A 15,209-nucleotide genomic window follows, 5' to 3' on the forward strand; every position below is an offset into this window, starting at 1 on the left:
CAGGACCCGGCGGTTGAGATCTACGCAGATGAGCATGCTGAATATGGCATTGTGGCCAAGGTGCTGGCAGCGATCCAGCGTGCCGGGATCAGCAAGTTCAGCTTTGTGATGTCGCCGGAATCGGCTAAATAGGCAGCACAGCGATGACCAGCCTGGTGTTTATTGATGATGACAGCCATGCCAAGGTATGGCGTGCGGTGATTATTTCACTGGCAATCCATGCCGTTGTCGTCGCCATCTATCCACAGCTGAATAAAGTGCGCTTGCCAGAAATCCCAGAACGGCTGGAAATCGAATTCTTTACCATGAAAGCGGCTGCGCCATCACAGAACCAGGCAGTCTCGCCTCCGGTTGAGGCTGTCAAGCCACCCGAGCCACAAGTCACCCCCAAGCCACCAACACCGGTGACACAAACGCCCAAACAAGTATTGGCAGCACCTACGAATAATGATGCCGAGTACCACGTACCGGAACCGGTCGCGCCGACTAAAGCGGAGCCAACGCCACCCGCACCTGCACAAACTTCACCGTCTACATCAGCTGCCAACAACGAAAGCCGCCAGTCTGAAGAGCAAACAACCAAAGAAGCAAAACCAGCTACGGCGACTAATACACCAGTCACCAGTGAATCAGACGAGCTCACTGCCAATGATAGTGATGCCTGGGGAGACTATGGCGAGCAATTACGTTCACTGGTGAATAAAAGCAAGCAGTATCCGACCATCGCGATCAGGCGGCATCTGGAAGGCGATGTGACCATTGTGGCTCAGTTCACCAGGGGTGAGCTGACGCAGGTTTCACTGGCCGAAACAAGCAAGCATGTGCCTCTGGATGAAGAAGCCATGCGAATGGTAAAAAAAGCGATTCAACAACTAGGCGTGAAAGAAAGTCTGAAAAAGAAAACCTTCAAGATCACAATCCCGGTGTCTTTTAGATTGGAATAACAATAATAAAAAGGGTATTGCAGCAAGGAGTAATCAGGAAAGCCTTTTCCCGAAAGCAACACTGATCATTCCTGCCTTCTAGCCCCTGCACTTGCCATTCTTTCCTCCGGCAAGGGCAGGGGAAATTTTTTATAGGCAACAAGGCTAGCAAGGGAAAAACGCTGTATTGAGCGTTAGACAAAATGGGTACGATGAATTGAATAACAAAGGGAGTGAAATGCAATGGTTTTAAAGAAAATAAAAACACTTGTTCTTTGCTTGGCTGTATTGATGAGCATCAATGCTGAAGCCAAGATTGAGCAGTTTCAGGAGCAGTATGAAGGCGTCTTGAATATGCAGAATACCTGGGACGGAGTTTACTATGTGGATCAATCAACTTTTGTAAACAAAAATTCGTCGCTTATCCTGAATTATGAGGCTATAAAGCTTTTGGAAGACCAGCTATATTTTGTCGCTGGTACCTATTCGAGAGGCGGGGTAATGACCTCCCAGCCTGGATTTTTCGATATCAGTTTGTCTTTCGATGATCCGTTGAATCCACCAGATTTATTCATAGAGCCGATTCCAATCTCTGGCACCTTTCAATACAACGATCTTATTATGCTGCCCGATGGTCAGATTGAGACTTTCTATAGTGAATATGGCTTGCTGAAAGGCTTTTTATACGCTCAGGATTACCTGACTTTTACCATTGACTGGACTGTGTATTCCCGTGATCGCCAGATGCTTGTACCTGAACCGCCTGATCACCTTTTATTTGCAGGTGGGTTGCTGCTCATAGGCTTAGTGAGTTTTAAGCGCAGGCAAACTATGAGTAAGATTGGTTGTATATAACCATGTTGGTGGTTGAAATGCGCCTATTATTGAACTGTATGATCTCTATAACAAGCTTGAAATTAAGTTAACAGTCATGGCACACATTTTGCGGCACAACTGCCATGGAAAAGACAATGATGTGGTGTGGCATTAATCTGCAATGGGCATATAGTGACCTGTTGAGCTATATCCGCTTCAAGGTTTCATGCCCGCATATTGCCAAAGATATTTTGCATGATGCCTTTATCCGTTACACGGTTTCGACCAGCACGAATAAGGGCCAAGAACCGCATGCCTATATGCGCAGCATCGCCAAGAACCTGATAGTGGATGCATACAATACCAGTCAGCGTTTTGTCTCGCTGGAAGCCGAAGTCGGGCTGAATCGTGAATGGCTGGAAACACCGACACTTTCAGTCGAGCATCTTAACGACATCAAGCAAAGGCTGGAGATGATCCAGCAGATACTTGAACAACTGCCGCCACGTTGCCGCCAGGTGTTCTGGATGTATCGCGTTGAAGGCTACACCCACACCGAGATTGCCGAAAAACTGGCGATCAGTAAAAACATGGTGGAGCGGCATGTGATGCGGGCCATTATCGATTTAAGCAGTGCGCGCGAATTGATCACCAATGACTAACCCTGAACAAACCGGCGATGAGTAAACAGGACGATACAATCAAACAGGCTGCTGCCCGCTGGTATATGCGTATGCGTGAAGCTGCGCCTGATGCGCTTGAACGCACGACCTTTGAAGTGTGGCTGATGTCAGACCGCAGGCATCAGGCAGCGTACCAATTGATTGAATCGACCATGGATGATTTTTCTTCGACTGAACGATTGAAAGACCTATCCAACGCCCTGACGCAAAAGTTGTATTTTGAGCAATCCACCCGCCGCAAAAAAATCTCCAAACTCGGTTCTGGCCTGGCGGTGATGTTGCTATGTGTCGGGCTGAGCTTTTTAGGCCACCAGCAATACCAAACCTGGCAAGCCGCACCATTATCCACACAAGTGCAAACCACGGCAGTCGCGCAAATCAGTAAACAGACGTTGGCAGATGGCTCAGTCATTACTGCAAATGCCAACAGCGCACTTGAAATCGTGTTCTACCGTCATCAACGCCTGGTCAAACTCACGCGTGGTGAAGCGATTTTTGAAGTAACCAAAAACCCGGAACGCCCATTTGTGGTTGAAACGCAGCAGGCCAAAGTCACCGTACTGGGCACACGCTTTGCGGTCAACCAATTAAGTAAAAAAGTGCGTATCAGTGTTGATCATGGTCGTGTACAAGTGGCGCGGGCGGACGGCACGCAAAAAGCCTTGATCCTGCGCGATGGTGAAGTGGCAGAAATGATGCAAGACGACGCACCGCACAAAGTGAACCGCTATGCGAGTGATAGCTTCAGTTTTGCCAACGGCCGTATCGTATTTGACCAGGCAGACATGTTTGAAGTCGCCGAAACCTTGTCACGCTATCGCCCGCAACCAGTCGGTGCCGTTTTCTTTGGTGACAACACCCCGAAAGTCAACGCAGTACTCAAAACAGTGGAGATTGAAGGCTTTATCCGCACATTGCCAAGGACAGTCCCTGTCGTATTAAAAACCAGGGAAAACACGCTGGTCATTGAGCCGGTCAGGTAATTCTTTACATTTCTTTTTAACTTCAGCATATCAGGCGTTTCGCCCTGCCGTCGGTTACACCCTTACAAGACCTGTAATCGACGGATGTTCCATGCAAAATAACACCCTTAAAAACGCCATCGTGGCTGCGCTGATCGGCCTGCTGATGCCAACCGCTATTTATGCCGAGCTCAATACCCAAGTGCCTAAAGAGCAGGATGATAGTTTTTCAATTCCTCTAAACCTGGACATGCCGGCACAGCCTCTGGCCGCTGCATTACGACAGTTTTCGATTCAATCAAACTTATCCCTCACGGTGGATAGTGCACTGGTCGTCGATAAAAAGTCTCCTGCAATCCGGGGCCGAATGACACGCAAAGAAGCAGTCAAGCGCATGCTTGAAGGCACTGGCCTGCAGGGCAAGATTGAAGACGACAAGATATTTATTCAGCGTGCGACTAAGGAAGATAAAAGCGTACAACTTGATAAAGTTGAGGTGCGTGCTAAACGGTTTTATGAAGTAGGTCCATTACCAGGTTTAGGTCTTACAAAAGAGCAGATTCCCGGCAATGTTCAAAGTATTTCTGCCAAAGAAATTAAAGAGGCGCATTCCCTCAGTTTGACGGATCTTATGAATCGCAAATTGCAATCTGTGACGGTGAATGATTATCAAGGCAACCCGTTTATGATGGATGTGCAATACCGTGGGTTCACTGCAGGCCCGCAAATCGGCACTCCTCAAGGACTAAGCGTCTTTTTGGATGGTATCCGAGTAAATGAGCCGTTTGGGGATGTAGTTAACTGGGACATGATCCCAATGAACGCGCTGGCTGGGGTTGATGTTTTTCCTGGTTCTAATCCCATTTTTGGATTGAATACTTTGGGTGGCGCTTTCGCTATGAAAACCAAAGATGGCTTCAATAATGCGGGCGCTGATGTAGATATTCTTACGGGCTCATTTGGCCGCAAACAGCTGCAAGTTGAAGGTGGTTGGAACAATGGGACAGTAGCGCTATTCGGCGCAGGTAATTTCTTTTTAGAGGACGGCTGGCGCGAGAATTCACCAAGTAGGGTGAATCAGCTCTTTACCAAAGCCAGTTACCGCGGAGACAAACTCGACCTCAATTTTAGCACTTTGCTTGTGCAAACCAACTTGGTGGGTAATGGGTTGTTACCTTCACAAATGTATCAACAAGACCGCAATAGTGTATTCACATCGCCAGATAAAACCAAGAATGAATTAGCTCAATTCCAGTTATCAGGTAGTTACTTTGTGGATGATAGTTTCACAATTACCGGTCAGATATACAGACGGAATAGCAAGCGTACTCAAAAGGGATCAGATGTTTTTACTGACTACAAAGATAATTTGTTATCACGGCGTAGGCCTAATCCTGGCGAGGAATACACTTGCTTATTTGCAAGTTCAAATGGACTCGGGATACCTGACTACTACTTGATTCCTATTAATGAGGCTGCTGGAGAGGATTTATCAAACGTGAACCCGTTGGGCGCGGCATCGCCTAACGGTGGTTTCACTAATGATTACGCAAGTAACGGTTTCGTTACTTCTGCATACGATGCATATAAAAATACACCAATAGATGCCGATTATGCAGCAGCTATTAAGTTGATGCATGATTTTAATAGGAATCAAAAAGAGAGCATCATTTATGTTCAGGGTGGAAAAGACCCATCACCAGGCGGCCCTGATATTACTACACCCTCGGGTGCAATCGCCCCATCGTTTACTACTGGAGCAGATGTATTTGCAAGCTCTAATATCAATCCTTTCTTTGGCAGCACTGACAATATTCTATATAGCGACCTGACATATTTTTATAAAACCGTAGGCAATGATTTAATCAAACATGTGGTTATTTTCACGGCACCCACAAATTTGGATGCTTGTCAGGCAGCTAGAGCAGACAATGTTGCCAATGGGGTTCCAGGTGAGCCATATAGCCAAAAGGATGCTGCAGGTAACCCAATATATGTAGATGGTGCCTCGGGTGGCGGTATTGATCCTATCACTGGCAGAAGTTTTCCTGGGGCCGTAGAAGGAGTTCCAACAGCGATTATTAATAACAATCAGATTGATCAGGTGGTAGATGGCGGTTCGCTGCAATTTAATTGGAATTTGGAAAAGCATAAGTTTATGGTGGGCATGTCAATCGACGTCGCTAGTGCCGATTACAGCAATACCAGCCAATTGGGTTTTCTAGATGCGAACCGCAATGCCTACCTTGACCCAGCTCAAGCATCCCCGCAGTTTATTGGTGCGATGCAGCCGATTTCAAATAATAACTTTGAGGGCACTCAGACCACGCAGAGCATTTACTTTAGCGAAACCTGGAGTCCAATAGAAACGTTGCATATCTCCACCTCTGCTCGCTACAACCAGACATATACCAAAAATAAAATAGCTGCTCGTTACGGAATCGGAGGCATTGCAATTGGAGATCTGGATGGTGTTCCTGATGAGTACAATGTTTGTGACGGAGATTGTTCTACAAATCGTCCGCCGGTAAATTACCGGGAGTCACGCTTCCTTTCTAACCAGCTCCGGCCTGCTGAAACCGAAAAATTCAGTTTCTATTCGTTTAACCCATCACTGGGGGCTAGCTGGCAAGCAACACAAAACCTGAATGCTTTTGTTAACTGGGCACAGGGCACTCGTGTGCCGAGTGTAGTCGAACTAGGCTGTGCCTTTGATGACACTCCTACTCCTAATAGTGAAGGGGCTATTTTACCAAGAAGTATTGCTGAGAACCGCCAGTGCACGCTACCTACCACATTGTCAGGAGACCCTTTCTTGCCACAAATCAAAGCAACGACCCACGACATCGGTCTGCGTGGTACGTTTGACGATACAGTCTATTTTGATCGACTGAATTGGAATGTGGGGGCCTATCAAACCGATTTAAAAGATGACATTTATTTCGTTGCCGTGGGTAATGGGGCTGGCTTCTTTCAAACCATAGGTAAAACCCGGCGCAGAGGTATAGAGGCGGGTTTCTCTGGACAAAAAGACCGCTGGAGCTTTGGTGCTAACTACTCGCTTACAGATGCAACCTTTGAAGACAATTTCTTGATGCTAAGCATGGATAACAGTAGCAGTGTAGCGAATACTTTTGGTAACGTCATCGAAGTTTCTAAAGGAAGTCGAATGCCAGGGGTCGCCTTGCAAAACCTGAATGCAAATGTAAGTTTTGACGTCACTCCTGAGTGGAGAGTGGGGTTAACGACCGTGATGCACAGCGAAAGTTTTTTGCGAGGCAATGAAAACAATGAGCACAAAGTAGGGGTTATTCAGGATAGAGGTCAGGGTGCTGCAGGTAATGCTTTACGCAGACCCACGAGCAACCCAGGCAAGGTCGACGGGTATGCCACCTTTAATTTCCAGACAAGTTACAAGCTTAGTAAAGAGTGGACAGCCACCATGCTGGTCAACAATATTTTTGATAAAGAATATTTCACTGCTGGACGACTAGGTCGCAATCCTTTCTCACCCAGTTTAGGTGGCGCGATTGGACCTGATGGATATAACCATAACTCGAATGATTGGCTAAGCACTAACTTTATTGCACCTGGCGCACCTCGCGGAGTGTGGTTTAGTTTGAACTGGCATTTTGTGCCTGATTAACTTCTAAAGTTGTTGTTTGATTATTTCACTCAGCCAATCCATAAAAATGCGCACACGTTTTGATAAATTCCTCCGATGCGGAAACAGGATGGAAACTGGCATGGGCGGGGCAGTGTACGCTGGCAAAATCTCCACCAAGCCACCGCTTTGAAGTAACTCATGCGCGCCGAACCTGGGGGCTTGCATAATGCCTAGCCCGGCGGCGCACGCTGCACGATAGGCATCGGTGTTATTCACGCAGATGCGGCTTTTCATTTTGTAATTTTGCAATTGGCCATTTGTGCTGTATTCAAATGCATCAAATCGGTTGTTACTGCTGGTCTGGTAGTGAATCAGGTAGTGGTTATGTAAAGCTTCAATGTTGTGCGGTTCACCATGTTCAGCAATATAGGCCGGGCTGGCAAAGTTGGTTTGTTGCATTTCGCCAATTTTGCGCATGATCATGCCGGATTCTTCAACTTCGCCAGTTCTCACCACGCAATCATAGCCTTCGCTGATCAGGTCAACTTTGCGATCTTCGCTGCTGATGTCGATCGAAAGGTTAGGGTAGCGTTGCAGGAATTCCGGTAAGGCGGGAATCACCAGATGCCGCGCCATGGGGTGCGACATATTGACACGGATAACGCCGGAAATTTGGCGGTCATCGCTAATAAAGAGGGTTTCCAGTTCTTCAATCTCGCTGAGTACGTCTTTGCTTTTTTCATAAAACAATTGCCCGTCTGGTGTGAGTTGTACTTTGCGTGTGGTGCGGTGAAACAGCTGGGTTTGCAGTTTGGTTTCAAGCTGTTGTATGGCTTGTGACACGCTGGCTTTGGGTAGGCTCAGGCTTTCTGCTGCCTTGGTAAAACTGCCTAGTTCTGCCACACGTACAAACCGCTTTAATGTCTCGTTGCTATCCATAGGTATGCCAATTGTTCATTTAATGTGAACAGTATAATCAAATTACGCGTATTTATCTTTGGTACTGATAACAATAAACTGGCGCTACTTTAAATCACTACAGGAGATTAAAAATGGCTACAAAGATTGGATTGATTACTGGTGCCAGCCGTGGATTGGGCAAAAACACGGCGTTGGCAATGGCGAGAAAAGGCATAGATGTGGTGCTGACTTACCAAAGCAATCAGGCATTGGCGCAAGACGTGGTGAGTGAAATTCAGGCATTGGGCCGCAAAGCGGTGGCTTTGCAGTTGGATGTCGCTCAGGTAAAAACATTTGATGTGTTTGCGGAAAATTTGAAACAGGCTTTAAACACACAGTGGCAAACCGATAAGTTTGATTTTTTGATAAACAATGCAGGGACGGGAATCACTGCGCCATTTGCGGAAACCACTGAGCAGATATTTGATGATATGGTCAATATCCATCTCAAATCGACCTTCTTCCTGACCCAGAAATTATTGCCACTATTGAATGACGGCGGGCGCATCATCAATATTTCCAGCGGGCTGGCGCGCTTCACATTACCAGGTTACAGCGCCTATGCTGCCATGAAAGGCGGCATCGAGGTATTGACGCGCTATATGGCGAAAGAGCTGGGAGCCAGGCAGATTGCGGTGAATACGGTTGCACCAGGTGCGATTGAAACCGATTTTGGCCAGGGGCTGGTACGCGACAACAAGGATGTGAATGCGTTTATTGCCTCACAAACAGCGCTTGGCCGCGTTGGGGTGCCGGATGATATCGGCCCCATGATCACCAGCCTGTTATCTGAGGATAACCGCTGGGTGAATGCGCAGCGGATTGAGGCGTCAGGCGGGATGTTGATTTAATAGTCGTATTAATAAAAAAACAGGCATTCTCTTGCCTGTTTTTTTACTGACCCTAAATATTCATCAAGATTATTTGCTTTGCAGAACGGTGAATTGCGTCTTGTAATCTTCTACCCACTGTTGGGCATGCAAGCGTTGTTGGGCATTTGTACTTGCATGCAGGCTGGCGATGGTTTCACACGTTTGCTGCGTTAGTTTATCGATGTAAACCTGGTAGGCAAGATTCGGGCTGTTTTGCGTACGCTCAAAACCTGCGCGTACCAGTTGCGTTTTTTCTTCGTTTGACAAAGCAGGATTCCGTAGTGCTTTTAGAATATTCAGCGCATCTTCGTCACGCCTTAGAATTTCAGAATAGATGATAGCCGGATCAATATTATTCTTGGCAATGCTTTGTTTTAAAAGGTTTATTTGTTTTTCGTTGATATCCCCATAGACTTTTTCAGCGAAGTCTCTGGATTTCTCCAACCGCACTTCACGCTGTTCTTCGGTCGTTTCCTGCCACCATTCCTCTTTCCATTCTTCGTTGCGTTTTTCCAGCTTTTGCTGGAGATGCTGTAATTGTTGATCACTCAGTGACTCGGCTATGTCAACAATGATAGGCGTGAATTTTGTTTGTAGCGTTTGCGCACTTGATTTGATGGATTCAATCCGCTGACAGGCCGTTTTTGCGCTCACATCATGACCCAGGTCGTTGGTTATTTCATCCAAAAACGCAACATAACGCGGTAACTCGTTTTTACGATGCCATGCGTGCAATTCCTGCAGCGCTGGTTTAAGTTTGGTTTTTTGCGCTTCGCTGAAATTAAAGTAACTATCCAACCGCCATGCGATAAGCGCAGGCGCATTGTTGTAAGCGGTTTTTACCAGGCTACAACTGAGGGTTGAAAAAGCGAGCGCTAAGATAAAAAGGGTTTTGATTGTTCGCATGACTCTACGACCACGACTGCAATGCTAAGTTTGCGACAGAGTCAATTTAATACTGCGCTTAATTAATACCGCTCTTAAGCTGGAGCCCCATGACCACTGGTAAGGCTGGCAGTCATCAATAGCGCATGATGACTGCCGGTCTGCTGTGCTTAACGCTGATAGCCAGGGGGTGGTGGTGGAGGGTAGTAAGTTGATCTCACCGGAGGCGTACCCGTCGTGCTTTGTGTCCTGGTTATTTGTGTTGAGCTTGTCGTCGTTGTTGAAGTGACGCCCTGCGAGTAGGTTTTTGCCATGCTGGCCGGTACCGGGATTTTATGCCCTGACGCATACATGCATTGGTAATAGGCATTGTCATATTTCACCTGCGCATTCTCGCCGCTGGCGGCTGCCGTATCGGCACCAATCGCGCCACCTGATATTGCGCCCACACCGGCACCTATGGCGGCACCTTCGCCACCACCGGCAGCCGCACCGATAGCGGCACCAATCACAGTCCCAATCGCAGTGGTGGCTGCCAGGCTTTGGTTATATTGCTGGTTAACCGATTTGGAGCCGATCTGCGCCATGGCAAAGTCACGGCAGGACATATCCGCACTCCTGAAGGCATTGAAATCTTTGCCGGTGCCGGGCAGGGCCATGTTGCTAGGTCCTGTAGGTGTCGTTGCGCAGGCAGCCAAGGCCAGCGATAAGCCAATAGCAACAATAGAGTTAAAGGGTCTCATCGCATTATCTCGCTGGGGTAGAGGGGGGTGTCGGGGTCACCTGTTTCCAGCCTGCCGGGCACTCTTTCACATAAGGGTAATAGCTGTCGGATTGCTCACAGTAATACCAGTAGCCCTGCGAGTTTTCCGCTGATGGTGCAGTCTGTGCCGGCGTTGACTGGCTCGGCTGGGCTACATTGCCATTACCTTGCTCGATATACACCTGCGGTTGCGGTGGTTGCGTCACAATCACCTGCGGAGGGCTATAGGCGTAAGGGTACGCGTACGGATAACCGTAGGAATAGGCAAATGCTGGTGGTGGGGCATAAAACGGATATGGCCCGCCAATATAGACGCCTACACCACCACCGCGCCAGCCACGGTGGCCAGGCGGGTGCGCTTGCGCAATATTGCTGATCAGCGCCAGGCTAACCAGTACGCCTGCTAACAGACTGAATTTCTTTTTCATGAGGTCTCTCCCAAAACATGACGCCTAGTGATATGACGTCTAGTGATTAAGACCAGAGAATAGTAAAATTGATTGCCTGACAGGCAGGTTGTTTTGTAACGGTTTGTATCGCTGGCCTGGCGGGATAAATCGTGGATATTGTGGTCTGATGAATAGTCTTTGCCTGAATGTGGAAGATTTTGATGAAAACGCCCTATTAAGCCTATCTTTTTCAGGTCGCTTTTAGTAACTTGTTATTGTGCAGGCGAATCGCCAGCGCCAGCTTCCGGGAATCCAAATATGCAAACTCAAACCCAACAGGTACAACAAATCAATCTGGCTTATGACAGCCAGCAAGACCGGCTTTTGCTGAAAGCCGCTGTCAGCAATGAGAAAGAAGTCCGGGTTTGGATTACTTACCGGGTCGCCAGGCAGCTATTTGCTGTATTCAATCGTGAAGCCCATCTTCCGGTCTCAGCGCAGGCCTCCGGATTGCTGGATAACCTGCAATCCCCGGTTGATGCTACCCGCCAGTTTGAGCAGGAAGCGGAAGCAGTACAAAACCTGGACGCACTGGATTTTGACACCGCTTACCAGCAACGTACCTCAACCGTCAGCGAACAGGAACTGCTGGCGATTGAAACGCGTTTTGTATCCATTAACGACCAATTAAACAGTATGCAACTGGTATGCGCCGGTGGCACAAACGTCAACATGAGCCTGAATAAAGAGCTGGTACTGGCAATCAGCCGTATGCTGATGGTGGCCGCTAAAGATGCCGGCTGGGTTTTGCCTGCAGAAAAGGAACCAGAAACCGTTTCCAGCATCGTAATGCAGGTGCCAAGAGAAAAGCAGGTGTTGCATTAATGGATCAGACGTATTTGGGGGATAGCGGGATACGCGTCTCTAAAATTGCGCTGGGAACCATGACGTATGGTGACCAGAACACACAACAGGATGCTGAAAATCAGCTGGATTTTGCCTTGGCGCAAGGCATCAATTTTATTGATACCGCCGAAATGTACCCTGTGCCGCCCAAAGCGGAAACCGTCACCCGTACCGAAACCATGTTAGGGCACTGGATCAAAAAACAGCCGCGCGACCGTGTTGTGCTGGCAAGCAAGATTGCCGGACCGCGTCGCGGCATGCACTGGATCCGCGGGGGTCCCAGTGGCCTGGACAGGGCCAATATCCGACAGGCGGTGCATGACAGCCTGCAACGGCTGCAAACAGATTACCTGGATGTGCTATACCTGCATTGGCCGGAACGTAATGTACCGATGTTTGGCCAGTACCAGTTTGATCCGGCTGCGGAATACGACAGTGCAGGGCAACCCATTTCATGGGTGCCTATCCAGACGCAACTCGAAGTACTGGATGCGTTGATCAGGGAAGGGAAAGTCCGTGCCATCGGGTTGAGTAATGAACAGCCCTGGGGCGTGATGGAGTTTTTGCGCATTGCGCGCGAGCAGGGTTTGCCACGTATTGCTGTGCTGCAAAACTGTTATAACCTGATGAACCGTGGTTTCGAATTTGGTATGGCAGAAATCCTCTATCGCGAACGTATCAGCCTCGCAGCTTATTCTCCACTGGCTTTCGGGCACCTGACCGGTAAATACGTCAAAAATCCTGAAGCATCCGGACGAGTTACCCTTTTTTTAGGTTACGCTCAACGGTATAAGAAGCCTGGCGTGGCTGCAGCGGTTAAGGCATATGTAGACCTCGCACAGGCACATGGGCTAACGCCTACACAGCTGGCGCTCAGTTTTGTTTACCACCGCTGGTTTATGGGCAGCACCATTATCGGCGCAACCAATATGACGCAGTTACAGGAAAATATCGCCGCGTATACCGTGCATTTAAGTGATGAAGTGCTCAAGGAAATAGAGCACCTGCACTTAACGATGATGAACCCCGCACCATGACGTATGGTGATTGCCGCAAGCAAAAACAAACTGGGACGGTCAGGTGCCAGGGAATGATCAAAAAAAGTCCCAGGGATAAATAATCGCGCAAGATATATCAGCGTGAAGGTAAATAAGCTTTAGAATCAACAACCGCATAGAGAAACAATCGTCACACAGAAAAATGTGACTTACAGCTAAACAGTGAGTAGCGAAACAATGAATAAGGGATATGTATGATGAAGATTGACGGGCGCAGCCTGCTGATGGCTGCCTTGATGCTGGCAGGGGTTGCACACGCGGCCACCGGTAATGAAATGCAGGCTGCATTGCACACATGCCAGACGGAATTTATTGATGATGCCAAACGCAGACTGCTTTGTTTTGACCAGGTGGCTCAAAAATATGCCTCCGCTCAGGCAGCGACGCCGGCTTTACTGGCCACCAAGCAACAGGAATTGGTAAAAACGGTGGATGCTAAAACCAATTATCTTGCACGTAAATGGCACCTGAACCCGCAAGATGAGCTACATTTTACCGACCTGGAAACGTATCAACTGAACTACGTGGTCGGTTCGATTTCTTCTAACCCGAACGATATACCTACCTCACCTTCCAGGCCTAATACCCAGGATAGGGATTTGAGTAACAGTGACCTGCATTTCCAGATCAGCCTGAAAACCCAGCTAATGAACCTGTCTGACTGGTTGCCTGAGAATAAATGGGTACATAGCGCCAGGCTTTGGGGGGCTTACACCCAGCAATCTTTCTGGCAAGTGACCGAAAAAGACCAATCGCGCCCCATGCGAGACCACAACTATTCCCCTGAACTGATTTTGTCATTAGGCCTCAATAAACCTGGTGAAACCAAACAGTGGGCAGTCATGCCAGATATGCTGAACCTGGGCATAGTGCATGAATCCAATGGGCGTTCACAGCCACTGTCACGCAGCTGGAACAGGATCTACCTGCAAGGTGGCTGGCAACTGAACGACCGCTACAGCCTGCTGTTCAAGCCATGGTGGCGCATTCCGGAAAGTAAGTCGGAAGATGATAACCCGAACATCAGCAAGTACATGGGTTATGGGGACGTCAGTTTACGCTGGGATAACGAAGCCAATGACACTGCTGCGAGCGTCACGCTGCGTAACAACCTGCGCAGTGATAACAAAGGCTACGTGAAGGTTGATGTGCAATACAAACCGCTCAAGAGCGAAAGCGTCAAGTTTTACGCCATGCTGGCAAGTGGCTATGGCGTATCTCTGCTGGATTACAACCAGGCACAGACGATGTTCGGGATTGGCTTTGCAATAGGCGAATAATGCCAAGCTTGTTTGGAAAAATGTATTGGCAAGTATGTATCAAGGTAACATGACGGCTTATGTGGCAATTTAATCAAATACTTCGCAGGCTTTTTGCGTCCGATCAATCCAGTAGTGTGCTGCTACTGCTGTTCACCATATTGGCGCTTGTCATTGCCAATAGTGGGTATGCCGGGCAATACCATGCGTTTTGGCATATCCACTGGCTGGACCTGAGTTTGGAAGAATGGGTGAATGATGGACTGATGGCCATCTTCTTTTTGCTGATTGGCCTGGAGTTGAAACGTGAACTCTATGTCGGCGAGCTATCCAATCTCAACGATGCCTTATTGCCGACCGTTGCCGCCATCGGCGGTATGTTAACCCCGGCCCTGATCTTCTGGTCATTCAATCATGGCACTGCGTACCAATCCGGCATAGGTATACCGATGGCGACGGATATCGCGTTTGCCATTGGCGTGTTGTCTGTATTGGGGTCGCGTGTACCTGTGGCTTTGAAAGTATTCCTGGTAGCGTTTGCGGTGATTGATGACCTTGGCGCCGCGATCGTGATCGCCGTGTTTTATACTTCTTCCATCTCGCTCGTTTACCTGGTCGCCGCACTGGCAGTCATTGCCTGCTTGCTGTTACTGAACAGGTGGCAGGTGCGCTACATGGTCCCTTACATATTGGGTGGCGTGATGGTGTGGTGGCTAACGCTGCAATCCGGTGTCCATCCTACAGTCGCAGGCGTCGCACTCGCGTTTACCATCCCTTTTTCCAGGGAAGACCAGAATTCACTATCGCACAAACTCGAACATACCCTGTATCTACCGGTGGCTTTCCTGATTTTGCCGATTTTCGCGTTTGCCAATACCGGGCTGGCGATTGATACGCGCAGTTTCCAGGACATGTTCTCTCACAGTAATAGCATAGGGATTATCGCAGGGTTACTGGTTGGCAAGCCGGTCGGCATCACCCTGGCAGCCTGGCTTGCCGTAAAAGCCGGCATATGCAAGCTGCCTGCTTCATTAAGCTGGGGGCATGTGATCGGCGCCGGCATTCTCGGCGGCATAGGCTTTACCATGTCTATTTTTATCACCAATCTGGCTTATGCTGGGCAAGA

At 48.5% G+C, this 15,209-nt stretch carries 15 protein-coding genes; 11 read left to right on the top strand and 4 right to left on the bottom strand.

What is annotated here, in order from left to right; translation table 11 throughout:
• The 6 genes from VK958_RS05260 to VK958_RS05285 all read left to right on the top strand — a co-directional run.
• On the top strand, positions 1-132 hold a 132-nt coding region (locus tag VK958_RS05260), incomplete at its 5' end, for an ExbD/TolR family protein (RefSeq protein WP_325239617.1).
• A gap of 11 nt (positions 133-143) precedes the next feature.
• Entirely contained in the window at positions 144-944 is an 801-nt protein-coding gene (locus VK958_RS05265; RefSeq protein ID WP_325239595.1) for a TonB family protein, read from the top strand.
• Positions 945-1,166: 222 nt separating this feature from the next.
• Entirely contained in the window at positions 1,167-1,778 is a 612-nt protein-coding gene (locus VK958_RS05270) for a hypothetical protein (protein WP_325239596.1), read from the top strand.
• 104 nt (positions 1,779-1,882) lie between these two features.
• Positions 1,883-2,401: an RNA polymerase sigma factor gene (locus VK958_RS05275; RefSeq protein ID WP_325239597.1), complete on the top strand. Its 519-nt coding sequence runs from the start codon at positions 1,883-1,885 to the stop codon at positions 2,399-2,401.
• Between the two features lie 17 nt (positions 2,402-2,418).
• On the top strand, positions 2,419-3,405 hold the full coding sequence (locus tag VK958_RS05280) for a FecR family protein (protein ID WP_325239598.1): 987 nt from the start codon (positions 2,419-2,421) through the stop codon (positions 3,403-3,405).
• 91 nt (positions 3,406-3,496) lie between these two features.
• Complete coding sequence (locus VK958_RS05285) at positions 3,497-7,030, top strand: TonB-dependent receptor (RefSeq protein ID WP_325239599.1); 3,534 nt, start codon at positions 3,497-3,499, stop codon at positions 7,028-7,030.
• Between the two features lie 3 nt (positions 7,031-7,033).
• On the opposite strand, the gene VK958_RS05290 is transcribed toward VK958_RS05285, so the two are convergent.
• On the bottom strand, positions 7,034-7,930 hold the full coding sequence (locus tag VK958_RS05290; protein WP_325239601.1) for a LysR family transcriptional regulator: 897 nt from the start codon (positions 7,928-7,930) through the stop codon (positions 7,034-7,036).
• Between the two features lie 113 nt (positions 7,931-8,043).
• Between VK958_RS05290 and VK958_RS05295 the strand changes: the two genes are divergently transcribed.
• Entirely contained in the window at positions 8,044-8,802 is a 759-nt protein-coding gene (locus VK958_RS05295) for an SDR family NAD(P)-dependent oxidoreductase (protein ID WP_325239603.1), read from the top strand.
• Between the two features lie 69 nt (positions 8,803-8,871).
• Here the strand turns inward: VK958_RS05295 and VK958_RS05300 are convergent, their stop codons facing one another.
• From VK958_RS05300 to VK958_RS05310, 3 genes are all read right to left on the bottom strand, one after another.
• On the bottom strand, positions 8,872-9,729 hold the full coding sequence (locus tag VK958_RS05300; RefSeq protein ID WP_325239604.1) for a DUF6279 family lipoprotein: 858 nt from the start codon (positions 9,727-9,729) through the stop codon (positions 8,872-8,874).
• Between the two features lie 149 nt (positions 9,730-9,878).
• Complete coding sequence (locus tag VK958_RS05305; RefSeq protein WP_325239606.1) at positions 9,879-10,451, bottom strand: YMGG-like glycine zipper-containing protein; 573 nt, start codon at positions 10,449-10,451, stop codon at positions 9,879-9,881.
• Between the two features lie 4 nt (positions 10,452-10,455).
• Positions 10,456-10,899 carry a hypothetical protein gene (locus tag VK958_RS05310; RefSeq protein WP_325239608.1) on the bottom strand — a complete coding sequence of 148 codons (444 nt, stop codon included), beginning with the start codon at positions 10,897-10,899 and terminating at the stop codon, positions 10,456-10,458.
• Between the two features lie 279 nt (positions 10,900-11,178).
• On the opposite strand from VK958_RS05310, the gene VK958_RS05315 reads away from it, so the two are divergent.
• The 4 genes from VK958_RS05315 to nhaA all read left to right on the top strand — a co-directional run.
• A complete protein-coding gene (locus VK958_RS05315) occupies positions 11,179-11,745 on the top strand; it encodes a hypothetical protein (RefSeq protein WP_325239610.1) in 567 nt (188 codons plus the stop codon).
• Positions 11,745-12,803, top strand: a complete 1,059-nt coding sequence (locus tag VK958_RS05320; RefSeq protein WP_325239612.1) for an aldo/keto reductase — start codon at positions 11,745-11,747, stop codon at positions 12,801-12,803. Before VK958_RS05315 ends, VK958_RS05320 begins: the two co-directional genes overlap by 1 nt.
• 215 nt (positions 12,804-13,018) lie before the next feature.
• Entirely contained in the window at positions 13,019-14,104 is a 1,086-nt protein-coding gene (locus VK958_RS05325) for a phospholipase A (RefSeq protein WP_325239614.1), read from the top strand.
• A gap of 116 nt (positions 14,105-14,220) precedes the next feature.
• On the top strand, positions 14,221-15,209 hold a 989-nt coding region (nhaA, locus tag VK958_RS05330; protein ID WP_325239616.1), incomplete at its 3' end, for a Na+/H+ antiporter NhaA.

This window comes from Methylophilus sp. (genome assembly GCF_035460085.1).
Lineage (GTDB): Bacteria > Pseudomonadota > Gammaproteobacteria > Burkholderiales > Methylophilaceae > Methylophilus.